Origin of the sequence: Pseudomonas sp. KK4 (genome assembly GCF_001984065.1) — a bacterium.
Classification (GTDB): Bacteria; Pseudomonadota; Gammaproteobacteria; order Pseudomonadales; family Pseudomonadaceae; genus Aquipseudomonas.
In genome coordinates this window covers 13,188-36,380 of sequence record NZ_LYVP01000014.1, presented here as the reverse complement: position 1 = coordinate 36,380, position 23,193 = coordinate 13,188, and the positions used below count along the sequence as shown (strand labels likewise).

At 62.2% G+C, this 23,193-nt stretch carries 17 protein-coding genes; 7 read left to right on the top strand and 10 right to left on the bottom strand.

Translation table 11 applies throughout. From position 1 onward, the window contains the following. Window position 1: 1 nt before the first annotated feature. The 10 genes from B0W55_RS07780 to B0W55_RS07735 form a co-directional block, all read right to left on the bottom strand. Window positions 2-994, bottom strand: coding sequence for a VWA domain-containing protein (locus tag B0W55_RS07780; RefSeq protein ID WP_077045428.1), 993 nt, complete (start codon window positions 992-994; stop codon window positions 2-4). Next, window positions 981-1,562, bottom strand: a complete 582-nt coding sequence (locus B0W55_RS07775) for a DUF4381 domain-containing protein (protein WP_077045427.1) — start codon at window positions 1,560-1,562, stop codon at window positions 981-983. The genes B0W55_RS07780 and B0W55_RS07775 overlap by 14 nt, the downstream gene beginning before the upstream one ends. Continuing rightward, window positions 1,559-2,494: a DUF58 domain-containing protein gene (locus B0W55_RS07770; RefSeq protein WP_077045426.1), complete on the bottom strand. Its 936-nt coding sequence runs from the start codon at window positions 2,492-2,494 to the stop codon at window positions 1,559-1,561. Before B0W55_RS07770 ends, B0W55_RS07775 begins: the two co-directional genes overlap by 4 nt. Beyond that, window positions 2,491-3,471, bottom strand: coding sequence for a MoxR family ATPase (locus B0W55_RS07765; protein ID WP_077045425.1), 981 nt, complete (start codon window positions 3,469-3,471; stop codon window positions 2,491-2,493). Before B0W55_RS07765 ends, B0W55_RS07770 begins: the two co-directional genes overlap by 4 nt. An 11-nt stretch (window positions 3,472-3,482) precedes the next feature. Beyond that, window positions 3,483-4,526: a hypothetical protein gene (locus tag B0W55_RS07760; protein ID WP_139340879.1), complete on the bottom strand. Its 1,044-nt coding sequence runs from the start codon at window positions 4,524-4,526 to the stop codon at window positions 3,483-3,485. A gap of 13 nt (window positions 4,527-4,539) precedes the next feature. Then, window positions 4,540-5,487, bottom strand: coding sequence for a transporter (locus B0W55_RS07755; protein ID WP_077045423.1), 948 nt, complete (start codon window positions 5,485-5,487; stop codon window positions 4,540-4,542). Between the two features lie 12 nt (window positions 5,488-5,499). Further along, on the bottom strand, window positions 5,500-6,903 hold the full coding sequence (locus B0W55_RS07750) for a DUF1254 domain-containing protein (RefSeq protein ID WP_077045422.1): 1,404 nt from the start codon (window positions 6,901-6,903) through the stop codon (window positions 5,500-5,502). Between the two features lie 28 nt (window positions 6,904-6,931). Next, window positions 6,932-8,383, bottom strand: coding sequence for a DUF1254 domain-containing protein (locus B0W55_RS07745; RefSeq protein ID WP_083743164.1), 1,452 nt, complete (start codon window positions 8,381-8,383; stop codon window positions 6,932-6,934). Between the two features lie 10 nt (window positions 8,384-8,393). Continuing rightward, entirely contained in the window at window positions 8,394-9,185 is a 792-nt protein-coding gene (locus tag B0W55_RS07740; protein WP_077045421.1) for a hypothetical protein, read from the bottom strand. Between the two features lie 277 nt (window positions 9,186-9,462). Further along, entirely contained in the window at window positions 9,463-9,888 is a 426-nt protein-coding gene (locus B0W55_RS07735) for a YciI family protein (protein ID WP_077045420.1), read from the bottom strand. Window positions 9,889-10,127: 239 nt separating this feature from the next. On the opposite strand from B0W55_RS07735, the gene tpx reads away from it, so the two are divergent. The 7 genes from tpx to B0W55_RS07700 all read left to right on the top strand — a co-directional run bounded on the left by tpx (window position 10,128) and on the right by B0W55_RS07700 (window position 23,145). Beyond that, the gene (tpx, locus tag B0W55_RS07730) at window positions 10,128-10,628 is read left to right on the top strand and encodes a thiol peroxidase (RefSeq protein WP_077045419.1); all 501 of its coding nucleotides are present in this window, start codon (window positions 10,128-10,130) and stop codon (window positions 10,626-10,628) included. 177 nt (window positions 10,629-10,805) lie between these two features. Next, window positions 10,806-12,122, top strand: coding sequence for an MdtA/MuxA family multidrug efflux RND transporter periplasmic adaptor subunit (locus B0W55_RS07725; RefSeq protein WP_077045418.1), 1,317 nt, complete (start codon window positions 10,806-10,808; stop codon window positions 12,120-12,122). Further along, the gene (locus B0W55_RS07720) at window positions 12,119-15,223 is read left to right on the top strand and encodes an MdtB/MuxB family multidrug efflux RND transporter permease subunit (RefSeq protein WP_077045417.1); all 3,105 of its coding nucleotides are present in this window, start codon (window positions 12,119-12,121) and stop codon (window positions 15,221-15,223) included. Before B0W55_RS07725 ends, B0W55_RS07720 begins: the two co-directional genes overlap by 4 nt. Then, window positions 15,220-18,327 carry an efflux RND transporter permease subunit gene (locus B0W55_RS07715; RefSeq protein WP_077045416.1) on the top strand — a complete coding sequence of 1,036 codons (3,108 nt, stop codon included), beginning with the start codon at window positions 15,220-15,222 and terminating at the stop codon, window positions 18,325-18,327. Before B0W55_RS07720 ends, B0W55_RS07715 begins: the two co-directional genes overlap by 4 nt. Further along, entirely contained in the window at window positions 18,324-19,802 is a 1,479-nt protein-coding gene (locus B0W55_RS07710) for an efflux transporter outer membrane subunit (RefSeq protein ID WP_077045415.1), read from the top strand. The genes B0W55_RS07715 and B0W55_RS07710 overlap by 4 nt, the downstream gene beginning before the upstream one ends. A 272-nt stretch (window positions 19,803-20,074) precedes the next feature. Next, window positions 20,075-22,156: a bifunctional diguanylate cyclase/phosphodiesterase gene (locus B0W55_RS07705; protein WP_077045414.1), complete on the top strand. Its 2,082-nt coding sequence runs from the start codon at window positions 20,075-20,077 to the stop codon at window positions 22,154-22,156. Between the two features lie 242 nt (window positions 22,157-22,398). Continuing rightward, a complete protein-coding gene (locus B0W55_RS07700; RefSeq protein WP_077045413.1) occupies window positions 22,399-23,145 on the top strand; it encodes an SDR family oxidoreductase in 747 nt (248 codons plus the stop codon). Window positions 23,146-23,193 lie beyond the last annotated feature (48 nt).

The window sequence follows — 23,193 nt, the reverse complement described above, 5'->3', positions numbered from 1 at the left end:
CTCAGGCCTCCTGCCGCTGGCGCGCCATGGACAGGCGCGGACGCAGCAGGGCGCCCAGGTGATACAGCGCCAGCAACACCATCGCCGTACCCAATGGCCACCAGAATAGATCGCGCTTGGGCTGATGGCTGAGGGTTTTCACCTGATGGGGCGTGAGTGTGTCGAGGGTGTTGTAGACCTGGTCCAGTGCCTGGCGGTCCTCGGCACGAAAGAACTGCCCGCCGGTGGCCTTGGAAATGTCTTGCAGGCCTTGCAGGTTGACCTTGGCTTCGCCCGAGGCCTTGGGGTCGCCAATGCCGATGGTGTGAATCACCACGCCCTTGGCGGCGGCCATTTCGGCGGCGTGGTCCGGGGTGATGGCACTGCTGGTGTCGTTGCCGTCGGTGAGCAGAATCAGCACCTTTTCCTGTTCATGGGCCTGATCCAGCAGTTTCAGACTCAGGCCGATGGCATCGCCGATCGCCGTGTTGGGACCAGCCATGCCGATGCCGGTGTCGTCCAGCAACAGCGACAGGCTGGCGTGATCGAGGGTCAAGGGGGCCTGCGGATAGGCGCCGCTGCCGAACACGACCAGGCCCAGGCGATCGTCCTTGCGCTTGTCGATGAAGCCGTGCACCACTTCCTTGACCGCCGCCAGGCGATTGATCTTCTGGCCGCGGGCATCGGTGAAGTCGGTGGTTTCCATCGATTGTGACAGGTCGATGGCCAGCATCAGGTCGCGCACCGGTTGCTGGCGTTCGATGGGTTTTTCCACGTACACCGGGCGGGCGACCGCCAGCAGCAACAAGGCCCACACCAGCAGGTTCAACGCCAACTGCCAGCGGTTGTTCCGGATGCCAGCCTGGCTCGGCGCCTGACCGACCGCGCGGCTCATGGCATTGAAAAACGGCACCCGCACCGCGCTGCGCGCTTCACGGTACTCGGGCAGGTAGCGATAACCGAACCACGGCAACGGCAGCAGCAAGAGCAGCAAGGGGTAATCAAGCTGCCACATGATGACGCTCCACCCAGAGTTTGCAGGTGTCGAACAGCTGCTGGCGTTGTTCGACGGGCAGGGCGCGCAGGGTGGCATCGGGGGCATAGGCCAGCAGGGCCAGTTGCTGACTGAAATCGGTGGGCAGGGGCTGCTTGAGGTGCTGCTGCAAGAACACTTGCCAATCCATCCCGCCAAGCGCGGTCACTTGTGGGAGCGGGCTTGCTCGCGAAGGCGTCGGATCAATCGACATCGCTGGCGCATGGGAGTCCCTGTTCGCGAGCAAGCCCGCTCCCACCAGGTGTCTTGTGTACGGCATTGAGAGGGCGGTGCGCTTGAGCAGCTCCGGAAGCTCGCGCAACGCACTCAGATCACCACTGCGCTGCTGCAACTGCGCCAACCGCACCAACGCTTCGCGCCGATACCGATCCCGCCGCCATTGCCAATAACGCCGCGCGCCGATGACCACGGCGATCAACACCAGCAACCCGAGCACCACCCACCACCCCCACGTCTGCGGCGCATAGCTGACCGGCGCCGGCAACGCGATTTCCTGGAGCTGATCGATGCTCGGGACCGCCGGGTTCATCGCCGCCCCCCGGCACGCTTGCCCAATTCGGCACGCAACTGTTCCTGAGCGTCCCTGGCGGTGCTGAACATCATCAGTGGCACCTGACTGCGCCGCAGCAGGGTGGCGACATCCTTGAGCCGACCGCCGAGAAAGTCGCCCAGGGGCTGGTGGACGCTGCGTTGTTCCACCGCCAGTTCCACCTGCAACTGGCCCTGGGTGATCAATAGGCGGCCGTTTTTCGGCAGGTTGAGCGCCAGGGGGTCGTAGACCTGCATGGCGATCACGTCGTTGTGCGCCGCCAGTTGCCGCATCAGTTGCAGGGTACGTTCGCCGGCACCGGCGAAGTCGCTGATGATGCAGATCAGGTGGTCGTGGCCGGCCAGCGCCAGGCACCGCTGCAAGACCTTGTCGAGCTGATCTTCGCCTTCGGCGTCCGGATTGGCGGCGTTCAGTTGGTGATTGTGCTGGACGATGCGGCTGCACAGCGCCTGGATCCGCGAACGGCTGCGCAGCGGTGCGACGTTGTCGATGCGCTGGTCATTGAACACCAGCCCGCCGACCCGATCGCCGGCGTTGAACACCATCCACGCCGCCAGGGCGCCCAGTTCGGCGGCGACTGCGGATTTGAAGCTGCGCTGCGAGCCGAAGAACATGCTCATGCGCTGGTCGACCAGGATCAGCGCCGGGCGGTCACGCTCTTCGGTGAAGGTGCGCACCACCGGTTTGCCGGTACGCAGGGAGGCGCGCCAGTCCAGGTGACGCAAATCATCGCCCGGCTGATAACGGCGTAACTCATCGAAATTCAAGCCACGGCCCCGCAGGCGCGAGGCATGGTTGCCCGCCAGAATGCTGGCTTGCGGCTGACGGGCAAGAAAACTCAGGTCACGGGCCTTGAACTCCAGGGCCATCAACTGCGCCAGAGAGACGTAGACCAGTCCGTCGCTGATCATGCAGGAATCGCGACTCTATCGAGCATGCGGTCAAGCACCTGATCGGCCGTCACCCCATCGGCCACGGCGTCATAGCTCAAATGCAGGCGATGGCGCAGCACCGGGTGAACGACAGCGCGCACGTTGTCCGGCGAGACGAAATCCTGGCCCTGCAACCAGGCATCGGCGCGGGCGCAACGGTCCAGGCCTATGCCGCCGCGAGGGCTGGCGCCGATGGCGATCCAGCGGCCGAGGTCGGCGTCGTAGTCGGTGGGGTGGCGGGTGGCGTTGATCAGGTCGATCAGGTAACGGTCGATGGCCGGCGATACGTGCACCGCGCTGACTTCCTGGCGTGCGGCGAAAATCACCGACTGACTCAAGGCAAAGCCCGGCGCAGCAGCGGTTTTGGCGCCAAGGGCCTGCTCTTCTTCGCGCAACAGGCGCAGCACCTGGCTCTCGTTGTCCGCGCTGGGGTAGTCCAGCAGCACTTTCATCAAAAAGCGGTCCATCTGCGCTTCCGGCAGCGGGTAAGTGCCTTCCTGTTCGATGGGGTTTTGCGTGGCGATCACGAGGAACAGGTCCGGCAGCACATGGCTGTTGCCGGCCACGGTGATTTGCCGCTCTTCCATGGCTTCGAGCAGCGCAGCCTGGACCTTGGCCGGGGCGCGGTTGATTTCGTCGGCCAGGATCAGGTTGCCGAACAGCGGCCCCGGCTGGAAGCGGATCTCGTTCTTGCCGTCGACCTGATGCAGCACCTCGGCGCCGGTGATGTCCGAGGGCAGCAGGTCCGGGGTGAACTGGATGCGGCTCATTTTCGCGTCCAGGTGCTTGGCCAAGGCCTTGACCGTGCGGGTCTTGGCCAGCCCCGGCAGGCTTTCGAGCAGCATATGGCCGTTGGCCAACAGGCCGACGATGATCTGCCGGATCACCTCATCCTGGCCGAGCACCGCTTCGGCGATGCTCGCTTGCAGGGCATTGAGATCAGTGAGTGCGGTCATGGGGGCCTCGCTCAAAACATGAAGGTCGGAATGACCGGAATGAAGGACAGGCGGAAATTCCAGCGGCTGCTGATCAGGTCATCCGGGTGAATCGCCGAGTACTGGATCTCCCCGGAAATCCGTACCGGCAACTTGCCGAAATTGAAGATCCGCCCGGCGCCCAGGCCGATGGGGAAGGTTACTTTGTTGCCGCCTTCGGCCTTCCAGTTGACGGTGACGTTGGGTGTCATGCCGATGCGCCATTGTTCCGGGCCGGGAATGCTGCGCTGGATGAAGTACTGGATGTTGGTCAGGCTCACGTCCTTGCGCTTGCTGTCGCCGCCGACCGACCACCAGTGCTGCGGGAACAGGCCCAGGGTCCAGTCTTCACCGAGGTAAGCCGCGACGAATGCCGGGCCCAGGGAGTATTTGCCGGTGCCGAGCACGTCTTCTTCGGCTGTGGGGAACATCGCGGTCGGGCCGAAACCCCAGACCATCTTGCCGCCCCCGGCGAAGCGGATCGGCTCTTTGGGCGAGAACACGCCGACGTAGGCCAGGTCGCCGAAACCGCTGGTGCGGTCGAACGGGTCCTGCACCACCGACGCGAAGTCGCCCCGGTCGCTGAGGATGTCGCTGGGGCCCATGCCGATCAGGTTGCCGGCTCGGTGGTTGACCGGTGCGCTGACGTAGCTGATGGGCAGGCGGTTGATCAGGTTCCAGTCTTCGCCGATCGAAATCGGGAAGGTCGGCATGAAACTGTATTTGCCGAGCATGCGCGTGCCGTTGCTGTTGGGGCCTTTGAGCGCGGTGTAGTCGAACTGATTGAACAGCAGCACCAGGTTGCCCACCGGGTTGTCCATCAGTTTGGAGATCTGTTCGGTGGAAGGCTCGCAACCGGCCTTGACCACTTCCTTGAGGTCGATGTCGAAGTTCTGTTGCAGGCGCTGGCAGGTTTCGGGGTCACCTTTGGCGGCCGCTGTTTTCGGCGTATTGCCCAGTGCCGGCAATTCGCCGCTGGCGCAGGCCACGCTGCTCAGGAGCAGGCTGCACAACGTCCATGTCGTATGGCGCGTCATCCCTGACATCCTCCTAGAAAAACGCCAGGGTCATGTTGACCGCGATGCCATTGCCTTCCGGCCGGTTCTTGCTATCGAACTCCGGCACCCAGCGCAGGCTCAGGTTGGCCTGGGCGTCGGCGAATTTGCCGGTCCAGCCCACCACCGGGCCGGCACCCACCGAGCGCCCGCGGAAGCCGCTGTTGGCGCCAGATCCAGAGTCATCGTTGATCTGCTGGATATAGCCCGCCGCCAGGCCGGCTGCCCAGCCATTGCCGAAGCCGTGGGTCCACAGTGCATCGAAAGTGAACAGGTCGCCGTTCTGATAATCCGTGGCGTCGTTTTCGGTGTAGAACTCCAGGCCGCTGGTCAGGGTGAGTTCGCCGCCCTTGCCGTCCAGGTGGGTGAAGGCCACGGTGGGCATGAAGGTGTAGGTGTTCTGGCCGGGGTTGGCCAGGCGATCATCGTTGTAGGCCCCGGTCGGTACGTAGATCGGCAGGGAAAAGGAAATGTGGTTGACCGCGTCGAAGTGATAACCGGCGGCAATCGGCGTGATCAGTGCATCGGCGAACTGAGTGCCCGTGTCTTCAGTGCCCAGGGTTCGGCCTCGGGGGCCGGTAATGCTGGCGCTGACGTCGGTGTATTGCACCGGAACGCCCACGGCCGAGGCGTAGTTCCAGCGCCCTTTGCCGGTGTCCCAGACATGGGTGAAGTTGGCCATGGTGTAGGACACTTTCATGTCCAGCCCGGTACTCAAGGCGCCGACGATCGGCACCTGGGTATTGCCCTTGAGCTCGCCGTCGTACCAGATGCTGGTCAGGGACATCACCCAGCCGGGTTCCGGTGGCACGATGCCGGCGTTGGAGAACACCTGCTGGCCGGTGATCGGTCGTCCGACGCCGCCTTCGACCGCCAGCACCAACGGACTGCTGGTGACCATGCACAACGCCAGCAACGGGCGCACTACAAAGGGCTTGATCATCACAAACTCCGCTTACTGCTTTTGTTGAGAGACAGGCATCAGCAACGGCATCTTCCACTGGCCACTGGTGACTTCCGGTTTGGGCAGGTACAGGCGCAACACTCCGTAGAACGGCCCGTTCGGCGCCGGCAGCCAGTTGCTTTGCAGGTCCTTGGCCGGGGCCTTGTTCTGTACGTACAGGGTCAGGCCGCCGTCGGCGTCGAGCTTGAGATCGGGCAGCATCCGCGAGTTGATCAGGTAGCGATTGAGCGGGTTGGCCACCAGCAATTTGTTCTTGCCGTTGTACATCGTCAGCGACCAGAAGGCATCGGCCGGGGGCAGGGCGCCCTTGTCGAAATGCAGGGTGTAGTTCTGTTTCGAGGCGTCCACCGGTTTGCCGTCCTTGTCGACGAAGTAGCCGATGTAGTTCGCTTCTTCAGCGGAGTTGCCGAAGATGCCCATGTTGGCGCCGGCGTAGCGGTACAGATAATTGCCCTTGAGGTGATCGCGGGTGCCGAACAGGTCGCCGCTGCTGACTTCGTGGGCATCGACCTTGTCTTTCTTGAACTGGGCGAATTCGGCCTTGGCGTCGGCGATACCGTCCTCAAGTGCCTGGCGTTGATCGGCGCTGAGTTGGGTCAGGTTGAACGGTTTGCCTGCTTCGATACCGATGGTTTTGAAACGTGCCAGCAGGTCCTTTTCCACATCCTGGGCCGGGGCGAAGGCCAGCATGAAATTCAGGTAGCGGAACAGGTCCGGCGTGTCGCTCATGGTCGGGGCAGGTTTGGGCCAGTCGATTTTCGGTGCGGCGGGCGGGGCCGGCCGTTTGTCGTACTGGCTCAGGGTCTGGACCTTGTAGCCACTCTGGATTTGCTTGACCTTGGCCAAGTCCTTTTCATCGAACAACTGGGTGCGATACAGCGCATAGGCGATATTGGTTTCGCTGCGCAGCAGGCGGTCGATGTTCACCGGCTGCTGCCCCTGCCAGTTCGGCCCGGCGATCATGAAGTGCCCGCCGTTGTTGCCGGTGCTGCGTGTGCCCAGGTAGGCGAAGTTCTGGGTATAGGCGTCGATCAGTTGCACCGAGTAATAGCGGTGTTCTTCGATGGGCGGCAGGGTCAGCACCAGGGGTTCTGCACGCAGGTCCATCCAGACGAAGGAGTAGGGCGTGTCGGCGTTGGGGGTGACGAACGCGGTGTCCTTGGCGGTGAAGGCCTTGGCGGTGTTGCCGATCCTGTTGAATGGCGCCTTGAAGTTCGCGCTGTTTTTGTCCACGGCCTGGGTGTAGAGGGTCTTGTACATCTCCACCACCGGGAAGCCGTACAGGTAAGCTTCCTTGGCGATGGCCCGGGCTTGTTCCGGGGTTGCTGTGAAGTCGGCCCAGGCACTGGTGCTCAGGGTGAGCGAGAGTGCGGTGAGCAGCAGGCGGTTATTCATAACACTTCCTTTTCAAAGCCATTGGGCGTCATTCCACAGCCGTGATGTCGTCGAGTTTCCAGCTCTTGTCGAAATAGGCTTCGGTCGGTGCGTACAGGCGGAAATAGCTGAACCAGTGCTTGCCCGGCAGGGTTTGCACCCAGTTGTTCTCGAAGCCTTTGGGCGCGGTCGGGCCGAAGTACAGGTCCACGGAACCGTCGGCGTTCTTTTTCAGATCCTGGCGGGACGACAGGTCGGCCTTGCGCTGCGGGTTGTCGATCAGGCAACGGCTGTCGATGTCGTAGACGGTCATCGACCAGAACTGCTTGGCCGGCGGATTGGCGCCGACGCGCAGGCGATAGCTTTTACCGCCATCGAGCCAGTTGCCCTTGGCATCGGTATAAGCACCGAGGTAGGTCTGGCCCAGGCCCGGGGTCTTGGAAACCATGCCCTTGGTGTTGGTCACCGCTTCGTAGAACCAGGCGCTGCGTTCCCACAACTGGTCGTAATAGGCCACGCGCTGGGACGGCTCGGCGATGTTGAGCACGGTGTCCCACTGCCGGTCCGGCCAGTACTGCGAATCCGCGAAACGCTTGGCGAAGGTGTTGGCCTTGGCGATCAGCTCGCCGACCTGCGCACCTTGTTCCAGTGCCTTGCGCTGGTTGTCGTTGGGGTTGAACGGCTTGTCTTTCTCGATGCCGAGGCTGGCGAGCATGGCCATATAGAAGCGGTCACGTTCGTTGACCGGCTCTTTCTGGATGATCTGGTGCAGGCGTTCCCAGTAAGGCATCCCGCGGGGTTGCGTACCGGACCAGGCCTTGCCGCCGGGGGAGAGCAGTCGGGTCTTGCCCGGTTCGGCGCGCTTGGCATAGGGGTACATCTTGAATTGCTCGACCAGCGCCTTGCCTTTGGCTGGGTCCGGGTCGAGTACGCGAAAGCCCACCAGCACGTTCATGGTTTCCGATTTGGCCAAGTAGTACTTGCCGGCATCGGCCGGCGGTTCGGCGCCCGGAGGCAGCACCAGGTACTTGCCGCCCTTGCCCTTGTCGGGGCCGGTCTGACCCATGTCGATGATCGCGCGCTGCCAGAAGTCGCCGATGCCGCCGGCGGTCGGGCCGGGTGGCAGTTCGATCACCAGCGGGCCGGTTTCATTGAGGTCGACAAAACCCAGGATGTACGGCGTGGTGGCGTTGGCGGTGATCACGCCGAGCTTGTCTTCGTAGCTGTCGAGCACCATCAGGTCGCCGCTTTTGGCGCCGAGCTTGTCGCGAAACTCTTCCTGCCACTGGGCGTAGGACACCAGCGGCAGGGCCCACAGGTAGCTTTGGGTCGCTTGTTGGAAATCCAGTTCGGCATAGAGTCCGGGAATCGATTCATGGGCCGGCAGCTCGCCTTCCATGGCGATCTTGCCGATGCGCGTATCGAGATCCTGCGCACCGACCCCACAACTGACGAACATGGTCATCAGGCTGAAACCGGCGGCGCGAATGGCTATGTGCATGGCGAAGTCCTTATTTACCGAAGGTGACGTTGATGCCGGCGAACAGGGTGAATTGCGGCAGGTCGTCGCCTTTGTGATCCACCGTCCACTGCGGCTCGATAAAGGCGTTGAGGATATTGGACCCTGACTTCCACACCTTGCCGCCACCCAAACCGAGTGGGATGTAGTGGGTATTGTTTTTCAGGTCGAAGGTCCAGACGCCGGTCGAGCGCAGGTACCAGCCTTTTTCCAGGTTATGGATGATGAACGGCTGCATCGTGGCGGTTTCCACGTGCTGACGATCGTGGTCGCCAGCAAATGAGCTCTGGTATTGCACCAGTGCGCCCAGCAGCCCGCGGGGCGAAGAGTCGATGGCCACGGCCGCGAACCCGGCCTGCCATTTGCCCGTACCGAGCTCGTCCTGATCCGCGGTGGGCGCAGTAATCTGCGGGCCGATGCCCAACTGCACGCCCTCGGTCTTGAGCAGGAAGATATCGAACAGGTTCAGGTCGCCTGTACCGGTGCTGTAGCCACCGTGAGGGTCGGGGCGGGTGCTGATCGGCGCCGTGGCGCGCAGCAATTGCGGTACGCCGATGAAGTCATTGGGCGCAATCGGCAGCGTGCCGCGCACCAACAGGTCATTGGTATGGATATTGGAATCGTAGTATTTCGGGGTGTAGTAATCCTGAACGTTCATCCCCGGTGCGAGGTTCAACGGGTTGTTGCTTTTGTTGGCGGTCTCGGCATCTTCCGCGTGCGCGTAGAAAAAAGGCACGAACGACGACGCCAGAAGGAAGGCGTGAATCCCCATTTTTTGCGACATGATTCCCCGGTTCCTTGGTGGCTCATATGGACAACTCGGCACTTGGCGGCCGTTACGACGTAATCTCTTTGCTATCAAGGCTGTAGGACACGTCTGTTGACCCTAGCAGTTAAATATCGGTTAGCCAGTCGAAGGAGTTAATTCTTTAGTTTTGTCTACAGATTCACGTTATTTTTGTACTGAAAAGTTAATACGGATCAATAGGTCGGCGTGCAGAGGCCAGTGTGGCGAGGGCGCGAGTTCACTCGCCACAGGGCGTCGGGTGATCTGGGGCCAGTCAATTTTCTTTCGTCTGCCCGAACGCCCTTTCTTCCTGCTCACGCAGCTCTGGCGTGAGCTCGGCACCGAAATCCTCCATTTCAAACACTTGGCGAATTTCGATCTCGGCGTCGGTGCCGGGCATCGGGTTGGGGCAGCGTTTGACCCATTCGATGGCTTCTTCTTTGGACTTGACCTGCCACAGCCAGAAACCGGCGATCAGTTCCTTGGTTTCAGCGAACGGGCCGTCGATCACGGTGCGCTTGTCACCTGAGAACCGTACACGGGCGCCTTTGCTGCTGGGGTGCAGGCCATCGCCGCCGAGGAGGATGCCGGCCTTGGCCAGTTCTTCGTTGTAGTTGCCCATGGCGGTCAGCAGTTCGGTGCTGGGCATGATGCCGGCTTCGGACGCCTGGCTGGCCTTGATGATGATCATGAATCGCATGGTGGTGTCTCCGCTGGATGGGGATGATTCACTTATAGTCGAATGGTCAGCGGTGGAATCGACAGCGGCCTGGCAAATAGTTGGACAACCCCGCGGCAGCTCCTTCGGGAATTTATGCCTTATCCGGGTTTCGCGGCGATTGTTCACGATTTGTATCCGGTCTAGGTCGCAGACACATTTCGTGGTTAACTTCGGCCTCTTCAAGAATCTCTACAACAACGTTCAGAAGGACTCCGTTCATGGCTCAAGTCACTCTTAAAGGCAATCCGGTTCAAGTCAACGGCCAACTGCCTCAAGCCGGTTCCAAGGCGCCAGCCTTTTCCCTGGTTGCCGGCAATCTGTCCGACGTTACCCTCAAGGACTTCGCCGGCAAGCGCAAAGTGCTGAACATCTTCCCAAGTGTCGACACCCCGACCTGCGCCACCTCCGTGCGCAAGTTCAACGCCCAGGCCAATGATGTCGCCAACACTGTGGTGCTGTGCATCTCCGCTGACCTGCCGTTCGCCCAGGCGCGCTTCTGCGGCGCCGAAGGCCTGGAAAACGTCCAGAACCTGTCGACCCTGCGCGGTGCCGAGTTCATCGAGAACTACGGTGTGGCCATCGCCGACGGCCCGCTCAAGGGCCTGACCGCCCGTGCCGTCGTGGTACTGGACGAAAACGACAATGTGCTGCACAGCGAACTGGTCAGCGAAATCGGTCAGGAGCCTAACTACGAAGCGGCTCTCGCTGTCCTGAAGTAAGTACAACTTTACAAATGAAACGGTCTGGCTTTGTCCAGGCCGTTTTCATTTGTGCTTCAGTCTCTTAGGCAAACATCCTGTTACGTAAGCCGAAGGTAAATTGCCGGTAAAGCCGCTTTGCTTAAATACCGCCAGTGCTTATCGTTCAGCCTCATGTAAAAGAAGCCCACGCGCCCAATGGTTGATCACTCAATGCAATCCTCCGCTTCCCGTAGTCCCCGTCGCTGGCTGATTGGCCTGCTTGTCCTGTTGGTCATCGCCGTCCTGTGCTGGAAATTCTGGCCTGGCGGCGCTGCGCCGAAGGAGGGGGCAGGGACCAAAGCCGTGGCCGGGCATACCGGCAAGTCAGGGGCCATGCGCCCGGGTTTTGGCGGTGCAACCGGGCCGGTTCCGGTGCGGGTGGCACCGGCGGTCAAGGGTGACTTCCCGCTGTACTACAAGGCGTTGGGCACCGTCACCGCGCTGAACACCATCAACGTGCGCAGCCGGGTCGGCGGTGAACTGGTCAAGATTTATTTCGAGGAAGGGCAAATGGTCAAGGCGGGCGACCTGCTGGCCGAGATCGACCCGCGCCCCTACCAGAACGCCTTGCTCCAGGCCGAAGGCACCTTGCTGCAGAACCAGGCACAGTTGAAAAACGCCCAGGTGGATGTCGAGCGTTATACCGGCCTGTACCGTGAGGACAGTATCGCCAAGCAGACCCTGGATACCGCCGTCGCGCTGGTCGGGCAATTCCAGGGCACGGTCAAGACCAATCAGGCGGCGGTCAACGACGCCAAGCTCAATCTCGAATTCACCCGGATCCGCGCGCCGATTGCAGGGCGAGTGGGCCTGCGTCAGCTCGACGTCGGCAACCTGGTCGCGGCCAACGACACCACGGCACTGGCGATCATCACCCAGACCCAACCGATCAGCGTCGCCTTCACCCTGCCGGAAAACAGTCTTGATGTCGTGCTCGCACGTTATCGCAGCGGTGCAAAACTGCCCGCCGAGGCCTGGGATCGCGGCGACACCAAACTGCAGGCCACCGGTGTCTTGCAGAGCCTGGACAACCAGATCGACGTCACCACCGGCACCCTGAAGTTCAAGGCCCGCTATGAGAACCGCGACCAGTCGCTGTTCCCCAACCAGTTCGTCAATGTGCGGCTGCTGGCTGATACCCTCAAGGATGTCGTGCTGGCCCCTTCCGCGGCGATCCAGTTCGGCACCAACGGCACTTTCGTCTACGCCTTGGACGGTGACAAGAAGGTCAAGATCCGTCAGTTGAAAATCGGTGCCAGCGACGGTGCAAACACCGTGGTCACCGAAGGCCTGGCACCGGGTGATCGCGTGGTGCTGGAAGGCACCGACCGCCTGAAGGACGGCAGCGATGTGGAAGTGGTCAACGATCCGCAGCAAGTGCCGACTGATCCGGCCGGACACCTGCAGGGCAAGTCCGCGGCAACCGTCACTGAGCCGGCACCTGCCGACAAGGCGAAAAAGGGCGGCGCATGAATCTCTCGCGGTTGTTCATCCTACGCCCTGTAGCAACCACCCTGAGCATGCTGGCCATCGTTCTGGCCGGCGTGATCGCCTACCGTCTGTTGCCGGTCTCGGCATTGCCCCAGGTCGATTACCCGACCATTCGTGTCATGACCCTCTATCCCGGCGCCAGCCCGGACGTGATGACCAGTGCCGTGACCGCGCCGCTGGAGCGGCAGTTCGGGCAGATGCCCGGCCTGACCCAGATGGCCTCGACCAGCTCCGGCGGCGCTTCGGTGCTGACCCTGCGCTTCAGCCTCGACATCAACATGGACGTCGCCGAGCAACAGGTTCAGGCCGCGATCAACGCCGCCACCAACCTGTTGCCCAAGGACTTGCCGGCACCGCCGGTGTACAACAAGGTCAACCCGGCCGACACCCCGGTGCTGACCCTGGCCATCACCTCCAAGACCATGCTGCTGCCCAAGCTCAACGATCTGGTCGACACCCGCATGGCGCAGAAAATCGCTCAGATCAGCGGCGTCGGCATGGTCAGCATTGCCGGTGGCCAGCGTCAGGCCGTGCGGATCAAAGTCAACCCCGAGGCGCTGGCGGCCAACGGCCTCAACCTGGCGGACGTGCGCACCCTGATCGGCGCCTCCAACGTCAACCAGCCCAAGGGCAACTTCGACGGCCCGACCCGGGTATCGATGCTCGACGCCAATGACCAGCTGACCTCGCCCAAGGATTACGCCAACCTGATTCTCGCCTATGCCAACGGTGCGCCATTGCGCCTCAAGGACGTGGCCGAAATCGTCGACGGTGCGGAAAACGAGCGCCTGGCGGCCTGGGCCAATGAAAACCAGGCGGTGCTGCTCAACATCCAGCGCCAACCCGGTGCCAACGTCATCGAAGTGGTGGACCGGATCAAGGCCTTGCTGCCGAGCATCACCGACAACCTGCCGGCCGGTCTGGACGTGGTGGTGCTGACCGACCGCACCCAGACCATCCGCGCCTCGGTCAAGGACGTACAGCACGAATTGCTGATCGCCATTGCCTTGGTGGTCATGGTCACCTTCCTGTTCCTGCGTCGGGCCAGTGCCACGATCATTCCATCGGTGGCCGTGCCACTGTCGCTGATCGGTACGTTCGGCGTGATGTACCTGGCCGGCTTCTCGGTCAACAACCTGACCCTGATGGCGCTGACCATCGCCACCGGTTTCGTGGTGGACGATGCGATCGTGATGCTGGAGAACATCTCGCGGTTCATCGAAGAGGGCGACAGCCCGCTCAATGCCGCGCTCAAGGGCGCCAAACAGATCGGCTTCACCCTGATTTCCCTGACCCTGTCGCTGATCGCGGTATTGATTCCACTGCTGTTCATGGCGGACGTGGTGGGGCGTTTGTTCCGTGAGTTCGCGATCACCCTGGCGGTGGCGATCCTGATTTCCCTGGTGGTGTCCCTGACCCTGACGCCGATGATGTGCGCGCGCTTGCTCAAGCGTGAACCCAAGGAAGAAGAGCAGGGCCGTTTCTATCGGGCCAGCGGCGCCTTCATCGACTGGATGATCGCCGGCTATGGCCGCCGGTTGCAGTGGGTGCTCAAGCACCAGCCGCTGACGTTGCTGGTGGCCATCGGCACCCTGGCGCTGACCGTGTTCCTGTACCTGGTGGTGCCCAAGGGCTTTTTCCCGGTGCAGGACACCGGGGTGATCCAGGGCATTTCCGAAGCGCCGCAGTCGATATCCTTCGCCGCCATGAGCGAGCGTCAGCAGGAGCTGGCCAAGGTCATCCTGGCCGACCCGGCGGTGGAGAGCCTGTCGTCCTACATCGGTGTCGACGGTGACAACTCGACGCTCAACAGCGGCCGGCTGCTGATCAACCTCAAATCCCACAGCGATCGCGACCTGAGCGCCACTGCCGTCATCGCTCGCCTGCAACCTGAACTGGACAAACTGGTGGGCATCCGCCTGTTCATGCAACCGGTGCAGGACCTGACCATCGAGGACCGGGTCAGCCGTACGCAGTACCAGTTCAGCATGTCGTCACCGGATTCCGAACTGCTCAGCCTGTGGAGCGGCCGGCTGGTCGAAGCCCTGGCCGAGCGCCCGGAGCTGACCGACGTGGCCAGCGATCTGCAGGACAAGGGCTTGCAGGTCTATCTGGTGATCGACCGTGACGCCGCTTCGCGGGTCGGGGTGTCGGTGTCGAACATCACCGATGCGCTGTACGACGCCTTCGGCCAGCGGCAGATTTCCACTATCTATACCCAGGCCAGCCAGTATCGCGTGGTGCTGCAATCGCAGTCCGGCGAGAAGATCGGCCCCCAGGCTTTGGACCAGATCCACGTCAAGACCACCGATGGCGGCCAGGTGCGCCTGTCCAGCCTGGCGCATATCGAAGAGCGCCAGGCGCAATTGGCGATCACCCATATCGGTCAGTTTCCGGCGGTGATGATGTCGTTCAACCTGGCGCCCGGCGTGGCGCTGGGGCATGCGGTAGACATCATCGAGCAGGTGCAGAAGGACATCGGCATGCCGATTGGCGTGCAGACCCAGTTCCAGGGCGCCGCCGAGGCGTTCCAGGCGTCGTTGTCGAGCACCTTGCTGCTGATCCTGGCAGCGGTGGTGACCATGTACATCGTGCTGGGGGTGCTGTACGAGAGCTACATCCACCCGATCACCATTCTGTCGACCTTGCCGTCGGCGGCGGTTGGGGCCTTGCTGGCGTTGCTTCTGAGCGGCAACGACCTGGGGATGATCGCCATCATCGGCATCATCCTGCTGATCGGTATCGTCAAGAAGAACGCGATCATGATGATCGACTTCGCCCTCGACGCTGAGCGCAATCAGGGCATGGACCCGCAAACGGCGATTTATCAGGCGGCATTGCTGCGATTCCGGCCGATCCTGATGACCACCCTGGCCGCATTGTTCGGCGCGGTGCCACTGATGCTGGCCACCGGTTCCGGCGCGGAGTTGCGTCAACCGTTGGGTCTGGTGATGGTCGGCGGTTTGCTCGTCAGTCAGGTCCTGACCCTGTTCACCACGCCGGTGATCTACCTGTACTTCGACCGCCTCGGTCGGCGCTGGGGTCGCAAGCCTGAATCCGTGGAAGCGGTAGAACAACCATGAACCTCTCCGGCCCGTTCATCAAACGCCCGGTCGCGACCATGTTGCTGAGCCTGGCGATCATGCTGCTGGGCGGCGTGAGTTTCGGTCTGTTGCCGGTGTCGCCGCTGCCGCAAATGGACTTCCCGGTGATCGTGGTCCAGGCCAGCCTGCCCGGTGCCAGCCCGGAGGTCATGGCCTCCACGGTGGCGACGCCGCTGGAACGCTCTTTCGGTGCCATCGCCGGGGTCAACACCATGAGCAGCCGCTCCAGCCAGGGGTCGACCCGGGTGATCCTGCAATTCGACCTGGACCGCGACATCAACGGTGCCGCGCGGGAGGTGCAGGCGGCGATCAACGCCTCGCGCAACCTGCTGCCCAGCGGCATGCGCAGCATGCCCACCTACAAGAAGGTCAACCCGTCCCAGGCGCCGATCATGGTGCTGTCGCTGACCTCGGACGTGCTGGAAAAAGGCCAGCTCTATGATTTGGCCTCGACCATCCTTTCGCAAAGCCTGTCCCAGGTGCAGGGCGTGGGCGAGGTGCAGATCGGCGGCAGTTCCCTGCCGGCGGTGCGCATCGAGCTCGAACCCCAGGCACTGAACCAGTACGGCGTGGCCCTGGATGATGTGCGCAACACCATTGCCACCGCCAACGTGCGCCGGCCCAAAGGCTCGGTGGAAGACGAGCAGCGTCTGTGGCAGGTACAGGCCAACGATCAACTGGAAAAAGCCAAGGACTACGAGTCGCTGATCATCCACTACGCCGGTGGCGCCGCGCTGCGCCTGAAGGATGTGGCCAAGGTCAGCGATGGCGTCGAGGACCGCTACAACAGCGGCTTCTTCAACGATGACGCGGCGGTGCTGCTGGTGATCAACCGCCAGGCCGGTGCCAACATCATCGAGACGGTCAATGAGATCAAGGCGCAGTTGCCGGCGTTGCAGGCGGTGCTGCCGGCCAGCGTCAAACTGAACCTGGCCATGGACCGTTCGCCGGTGATCAAGGCCACGCTGCATGAAGCGGAAATGACGTTGCTGATCGCCGTGGCCCTGGTGATCCTGGTGGTGTTCCTGTTCCTGGGCAACTTCCGCGCCTCGCTGATCCCGACCCTGGCGGTGCCGGTGTCGCTGGTGGGCACTTTTGCGGTGATGTACCTGTACGGCTTTTCCCTGAACAACCTGTCGCTGATGGCGCTGATCCTCGCCACCGGGCTGGTGGTGGACGACGCCATCGTGGTGCTGGAGAACATCTCCCGGCACATCGATGCCGGAATCAAACCGATGAAAGCCGCCTATCTCGGCGCCCAGGAAGTCGGCTTTACCTTGCTGTCGATGAACGTGTCGCTGGTGGCGGTGTTCCTCTCGATCCTGTTCATGGGCGGGATCATCGAAAGCCTGTTCCGTGAGTTTTCCATCACCTTGGCGGCGTCGATCGTCGTCTCGCTGGTGGTCTCGCTGACCCTGACGCCGATGCTCTGCGCCCGCTGGCTCAAGCCCCATGTACCTGGCCAGGAAAACCGTCTGCAACGCTGGAGTCAACGGGCCAACGACTGGATGGTCGGCAAGTACGCCACCAGCCTCGACTGGGTGCTGCGCCATCGGCGCCTGACCCTGCTCAGCCTGATCATCACCATCGGCGTCAACGTCGCGCTGTACGTGGTGGTACCGAAAACCTTCATGCCGCAGCAGGACACCGGGCAGTTGATCGGCTTCGTGCGCGGCGACGACGGCCTGTCGTTCGGCGTGATGCAGCCGAAGATGGAGACCTTCCGCCGTGCGGTGCTCAAGGACGATGCGGTGCAAAGCGTGGCCGGGTTCATCGGCGGCACCAACGGCACCAACAACGCCTTCATGCTGGTGCGCCTCAAGCCGATCAAGGAGCGCAACATCTCCGCGCAAAAGGTCATCGAACGCCTGCGCAAGGAAATGCCCAAGGTCGCCGGCGCGCAGTTGATGCTGATGGCCGACCAGGACCTGCAGTTCGGCGGTGGCCGCGAGCAGACCACGTCCCAATATTCCTACATCCTGCAAAGCGCCGACCTTGGCGAGTTGCGCCAGTGGTACCCGAAAGTCGTCGCGGCGCTCAAGGCGTTGCCGGAACTGACGGCGATTGACGCCCGCGAAGGCCGTGGCGCGCAACAGGTGACGCTGATCGTCGATCGCGATCAGGCCAAGCGTCTGGGCATCGACATGGACATGGTCACGGCGGTGCTGAACAACGCCTACAGCCAACGGCAGATCTCAACCATCTACGACAGTCTGAACCAGTATCAGGTGGTGATGGAGGTCAACCCCAAATACGCCCAGGACCCGATCACCCTCAAGCAGGTTCAGGTGATCACCGCGGACGGTGCGAGGGTACCGCTGTCGACCATCGCTCACTACGAAAACAGCCTCGAAGACGACCGGGTCAGCCACGAAGGTCAGTTCGCCTCGGAAAGCATCGCCTTCGACATGGCCGAAGGGGTCACGGTGGAGCAGGGCACCGCGGCCATCGAGCGGGCGATAGCCAGGCTGGGCATGCCCGAAGACGTGATCGTGAAGATGGCGGGCACCGCCGATGCCTTCGCGGCCACCCAGAAGAGCCAGCCATTCATGATTCTTGGCGCGCTGGTGGCGGTCTATCTGGTGCTCGGTGTGCTGTATGAAAGCTACATTCATCCGCTGACCATCCTGTCGACCCTGCCGTCGGCGGGCGTTGGCGCGTTGCTGTCGATCTATGCCCTTGGCGGCGAGTTCAGCCTGATTTCGTTGCTGGGGCTGTTCCTGCTGATAGGGGTGGTGAAGAAAAACGCCATCCTGATGATCGACCTGGCGCTGCAGCTCGAGCGTCAACAGGGCCTGGCGCCGCTGGAGTCGATCCGCAATGCCTGCCTGCAACGTTTGCGGCCGATCCTGATGACCACCCTGGCGGCGATCCTCGGGGCCTTGCCACTGCTGCTCGGCCGTGCCGAAGGCGCGGAAATGCGTCAGCCGCTGGGCCTGACCATCATCGGCGGGCTGATTTTCAGTCAGGTGCTGACCCTTTACACCACCCCGGTGGTTTACCTCTATCTCGACAAGGCGCGCCATCGTTTCAACAAATGGCGTGGCGTGCGTACCGATGCTGCTCTGGAAACTCCGCTATGACTGACCGTTCGCCGTTCAACCTGGCCGCACCACTGATCACCGCCCGAGGCTCGCGGCTGCTGAGCCTGTCGCTGTGTGTGGCGATGCTCAGCGCCTGCGCCATCGGCCCGGATTACCAGCGCCCGCAAACGGCGGCCCCGATGCAGTACAAGGAAGCGGCGGGCTGGCGTCAGGCCAATCCCAGCGACTCCCTGGCCCGTGGTGCGTGGTGGGAGCTGTATGGCGATCGGCAGCTCAATGAGCTGATCGAAAAGCTCAACAGTTCCAACCAGACCGTCGCCCAGTCCGAAGCCCAGTACCGCCAGGCCCAGGCCTTGGTGCGCAGCGCCCGGGGCGCATTTTTCCCGACGGTGGACCTGACGCTGGGGAAAAACCGTTCCAGCCAGGGCACCGGCAGCAGCAGTTCCAGCCTGACCAGTTCGTCCAGCGGTATTCGCGATACCTACACGGCCCAGGCCGGGGTCAGTTGGGAAGCGGATATCTGGGGCAAGTTGCGCCGGGGACTGGAAGCCGACACCGCCAATGCCCAGGCCGGCTATGCCGATCTGGCAGCGATGCGTTTGAGCCAGCAGTCGGAACTGGTGCAAAACTACCTGCAATTGCGGGTCATGGACGAGCAGAAACGTCTGCTGCAAGCCACGGTGGAGGCGTACCAGCGTTCGCTGAAAATGACCGAGAACCAGTACCGTGCCGGGGTGTCCGGCAAGGACGCGGTGGCCCAGGCGCAGACTCAGCTCAAAAGCACTGAAGCGGACATGGTCGACCTGATCTGGCAACGAGCCCAGTTCGAAAACGCCATCGCGGTGCTGATCGGGCTCCCGCCGGCCGAATTCAAACTGGCAGAAACCCAGGACATTCCAGCCTTGCCGCAAGTGCCCCTGAGCCTGCCGTCGCAGTTGCTGGAGCGGCGCCCGGACATTGCCTCGGCCGAGCGATCGGTGGTGGCAGCCAATGCCAATATCGGCGTTGCCAAGGCGGCTTATTACCCGGACCTGACCCTGAGCATGAACGGCGGTTACAGCAGCAGTACCTCCAAAGACCTGTTCAGTTTGCCCAACCGCTTCTGGTCGGTAGGGCCGCAACTGGCCATGACCCTGTTCGATGGCGGTCAGCGCTCGGCGGAAGTGGACCGCAGCGAGGCGGCCTACGACGAAACCGTGGCCAAGTACCGCCAGACCGTGCTCGACGGTTTTCGCGAAGTCGAAGACTACCTGGTTCAGCTCAAGGTCCTGGAAAACGAAGCTGTGGTACGCCAGCAAGCCCTCGATGCAGCCCGCGAATCCTTGCGTCTGACCCAGAACCAGTACAAGGCCGGCGTCATCGCTTACCTGGACGTGGTGGTGGTCCAGGCCACGGCACTGAGCAACGAGCGCACGGCGCTGAGCCTGTTGCAAAGCCGCCTGATCGCCAGCGTGCAATTGATTGCCGCACTGGGTGGCGGCTGGGACGGACAGCTCGAGCAAACCCCTAACTGACCCCAACCCCTGTAGGCGCCGAGCTTGCTCGCGATAGCGGTCTATCAGTCAACATCCAGGTTGAATGTCCTGACGCCATCGCAAGCAAGCTCGGCTCCTACAGATTAAAAGCGTTGAGGTAGACGGCTCGCAGGCCATCAAACAAGCGTTTCATCGGTTTGATGGCCTTTTGCTCATTTTCTGAGTGTCGTTCTCATTTGTAATCAGTACAATCGCCCGATTTGCCCCACCGAGAATGGAAGCGATACGGCAGGGCGGTGGCGAGACGTCTTATGCTCATCGGTAGTTATTCCCCTACGTTGGTTGTCATTTCACTCTGTGTGGCGATCCTCGCGTCATACACCGCGCTTGACCTCTCCGGACGCATTTCCACCGCCAAAGGTCGCGCCGTGCATTTCTGGACGGCGGGCGGCGCTTTCGCGATGGGCGTTGGTGTCTGGTCGATGCATTTCATCGGCATGCTTGCCTTCAAGTTGCCGATCGATCTCGGTTACGACCTGACGCTTACCGTGCTGTCACTGGTGATCAGCATGCTGTCCTGCGGCTTCGCTCTGTGGCTGGTCAGTCAGCCCCAATTGCCGGCCTGGCACTTGGGGCTCGGCGCACTGGCGATGGGCGCCGGGATCAGCGTCATGCATTACACCGGCATGGCCGCCATGCAGATGCAACCGGGTATCGAATACGACCCGACGCTGTTCAGCGCATCGCTGGTGATAGCGTTCGGCGCCTCGGGCGCGGCGTTGTGGATCGCCTTCCGCCTGCGCCAGCAAGGCCCTTACGTACGGCTGATCCGTGGCGGGGCTGCGGTGATCATGGGGATTGCCATCGTCGGCATGCACTACACCGGCATGGCCGCCGCCCGGTTTGCCGACGGCAGTTTCTGCGGCGCGGCGGTCGACGGCTTGAACGGCAAGGGCCTGGACAACCTGGTGCTGATCACCACCCTGGCGGTGTTGAGCATCGCCTTGCTGACCTCGATCCTCGATTCGCGCCTGGAAGCGCGTACCGCCAGCCTGGCCCACTCGCTCACTGAAGCCAACCGCGAACTGACCCAACTGGCCTTGCACGACACCCTGACCGGCTTGCCGAATCGGGTATTGCTGGCCGATCGCATCGATCAGGCGATTTCCCGGGTGGATGAAGAGGGCGGTTGTTTCGCGTTGATGTTCATTGACCTGGACGGCTTCAAACCGGTCAACGATGCGTTCGGCCATCACATGGGTGACCAGTTGCTGCGCGAAGTCAGCCTGCGTTTGCGCGAAGACTTGCGCAACCAGGACACCCTGGCGCGCATCGGCGGCGATGAATTCGTGTTGCTGGTGCAGCTCAGTGAACCGGACGACGCCATGAACCTGGCGGGCCGTCAGGTCGCATTGATTGGTCGATCATTCCGGGTGGCCGAGCACGATCTGCACATCTCTGCCAGCGTCGGCATCGCGCTTTATCCAGGCAATGGCCAGAACGCTCACGAGCTGCTGATGAACGCCGACGCGGCGATGTATCACGCCAAGGGCGCCGGAAAAAACGGCTACCGCTTCTTCGATGCCTCGATGAATGGCAACGCGCGCAAGCAGTTGCAAATGCTGCAAGACCTGCGCGCCGCCGTTGAGGAGCAGCAGTTCAGCCTGCATTACCAACCCAAGTTCGACGCCAGCAACGGCCGGCCGGTGGGTGCCGAAGCGCTGTTACGCTGGGAGCATCCGACCCAGGGCTTGTTGTTGCCGGACAAATTCATCGAACTCGCGGAGAAAACCGGCCTGATCATTCCGATTGGTGACTGGGTGCTCAACGAGGCCTGTCGGCAAATGCGCGAATGGTATGTGCTGGGCTATACCGACTGGCGCATCGCGGTGAACCTGTCGGCCTTGCAGTTCTGTCATGCGGGCCTTGTGCAAAGTGTTGCCAAGGCCCTGGCCACTCACCATTTGCCGGCCAACAGCCTGACCCTGGAAATCACCGAAACCACCGCCATGAACGACGCCGATGCCAGCATGACAGTGTTGCAGGAGTTGTCCGAAATGGGCGTCGATCTGTCCATCGATGACTTCGGTACCGGCTATTCGAGCCTGATGTACCTCAAGCGCCTGCCGGCCAACGAACTGAAAATCGACCGCGGTTTCGTGCGTGACCTGGAACGTGACAGCGATGACGCGGCCATCGTGTCGGCCATCGTTGCCCTGGGGCAGGCGCTGGGGCTGCGGATCGTTGCCGAGGGCGTGGAAACCGATGTCCAGCAGGACTTCCTGACGCAACTGGGTTGCAACTCGCTGCAGGGCTACCTGCTGGGCCATCCGCTGCCGGCGGACCGGTTCATGGTCGAGATTCACCGTGGGGAAAAGGTGGCGCTGGCCTGATCCAGGCAGGGGGCGTGCTTGTGGCGAGGGAGCTTGCTCCCGGTGGGTCGCGAAGCGGCCCCCCGGCAATGGGTCAGGCTCAACCGATTGCGACTGCTGCGCAGTCGGACGCGAGCAAGCTCCCTCGCCACAGATGAGTGTCTCGCCCCGGGTGCGGCGCCGGTCAACAGTCTTATGCAAAATCTGGAAATGACGGTTATTCTTGGCCCCGACCGCTTACGCTTGAAACGGGGAAAGCCTGCATGGACAAAGTCATCGTCATCACCGGCGGCAGTCGCGGCATTGGGGCCGCCACCGCCTTGTTGGCCGCAGAACTTGGCTATCGAATCTGCATCAACTACCACTCCGATGAAGAATCTGCGCAACGTGTGCTGGAGCAGGTTCGCGCCCGGGGCGCCCAAGCCATTGCGGTGCGCGCCGATGTCAGTATCGAAGACGAAGTGATTGCCCTGTTCAATCGCGTGGACAACGAACTGGGCCGGGTCACGGCGCTGGTGAACAACGCCGGCACCGTCGGGCAAAAGTCCCGGGTCGACGAAATGTCCGAATTCCGCATTCTCAAGATCCTCAGGACCAACGTGCTGGCCCCGGTGCTGTGCGCCAAGCACGCGATCCTGCGCATGTCGCCCAAGCACGGCGGGCAGGGTGGCAGCATCGTCAATGTCTCGTCGGTGGCCGCACGCCTGGGTGCGCCCAATGAATACGTCGACTACGCCGCTTCGAAAGGTGCGCTCGACACCTTCACCATCGGCCTGTCCAAGGAAGTCGCCGGCGAGGGGATTCGCGTCAATGCCGTGCGACCGGGTTACATCTACACCGATTTCCACGCCCTGAGCGGTGACCCGGATCGGGTCAGCAAGCTGGAATCGGCGATCCCCATGGCCCGTGGCGGCCGGCCGGATGAAGTGGCCGAGGCGATTGTCTGGCTGCTGTCGGACAAGGCGTCCTATGCGACGGGGACCTTTGTCGACCTGGGTGGTGGGCGCTAGGTCCCGAATATTTCGCTGCCTGTACCGCCGCTTCGCGAGCAAGCCCGC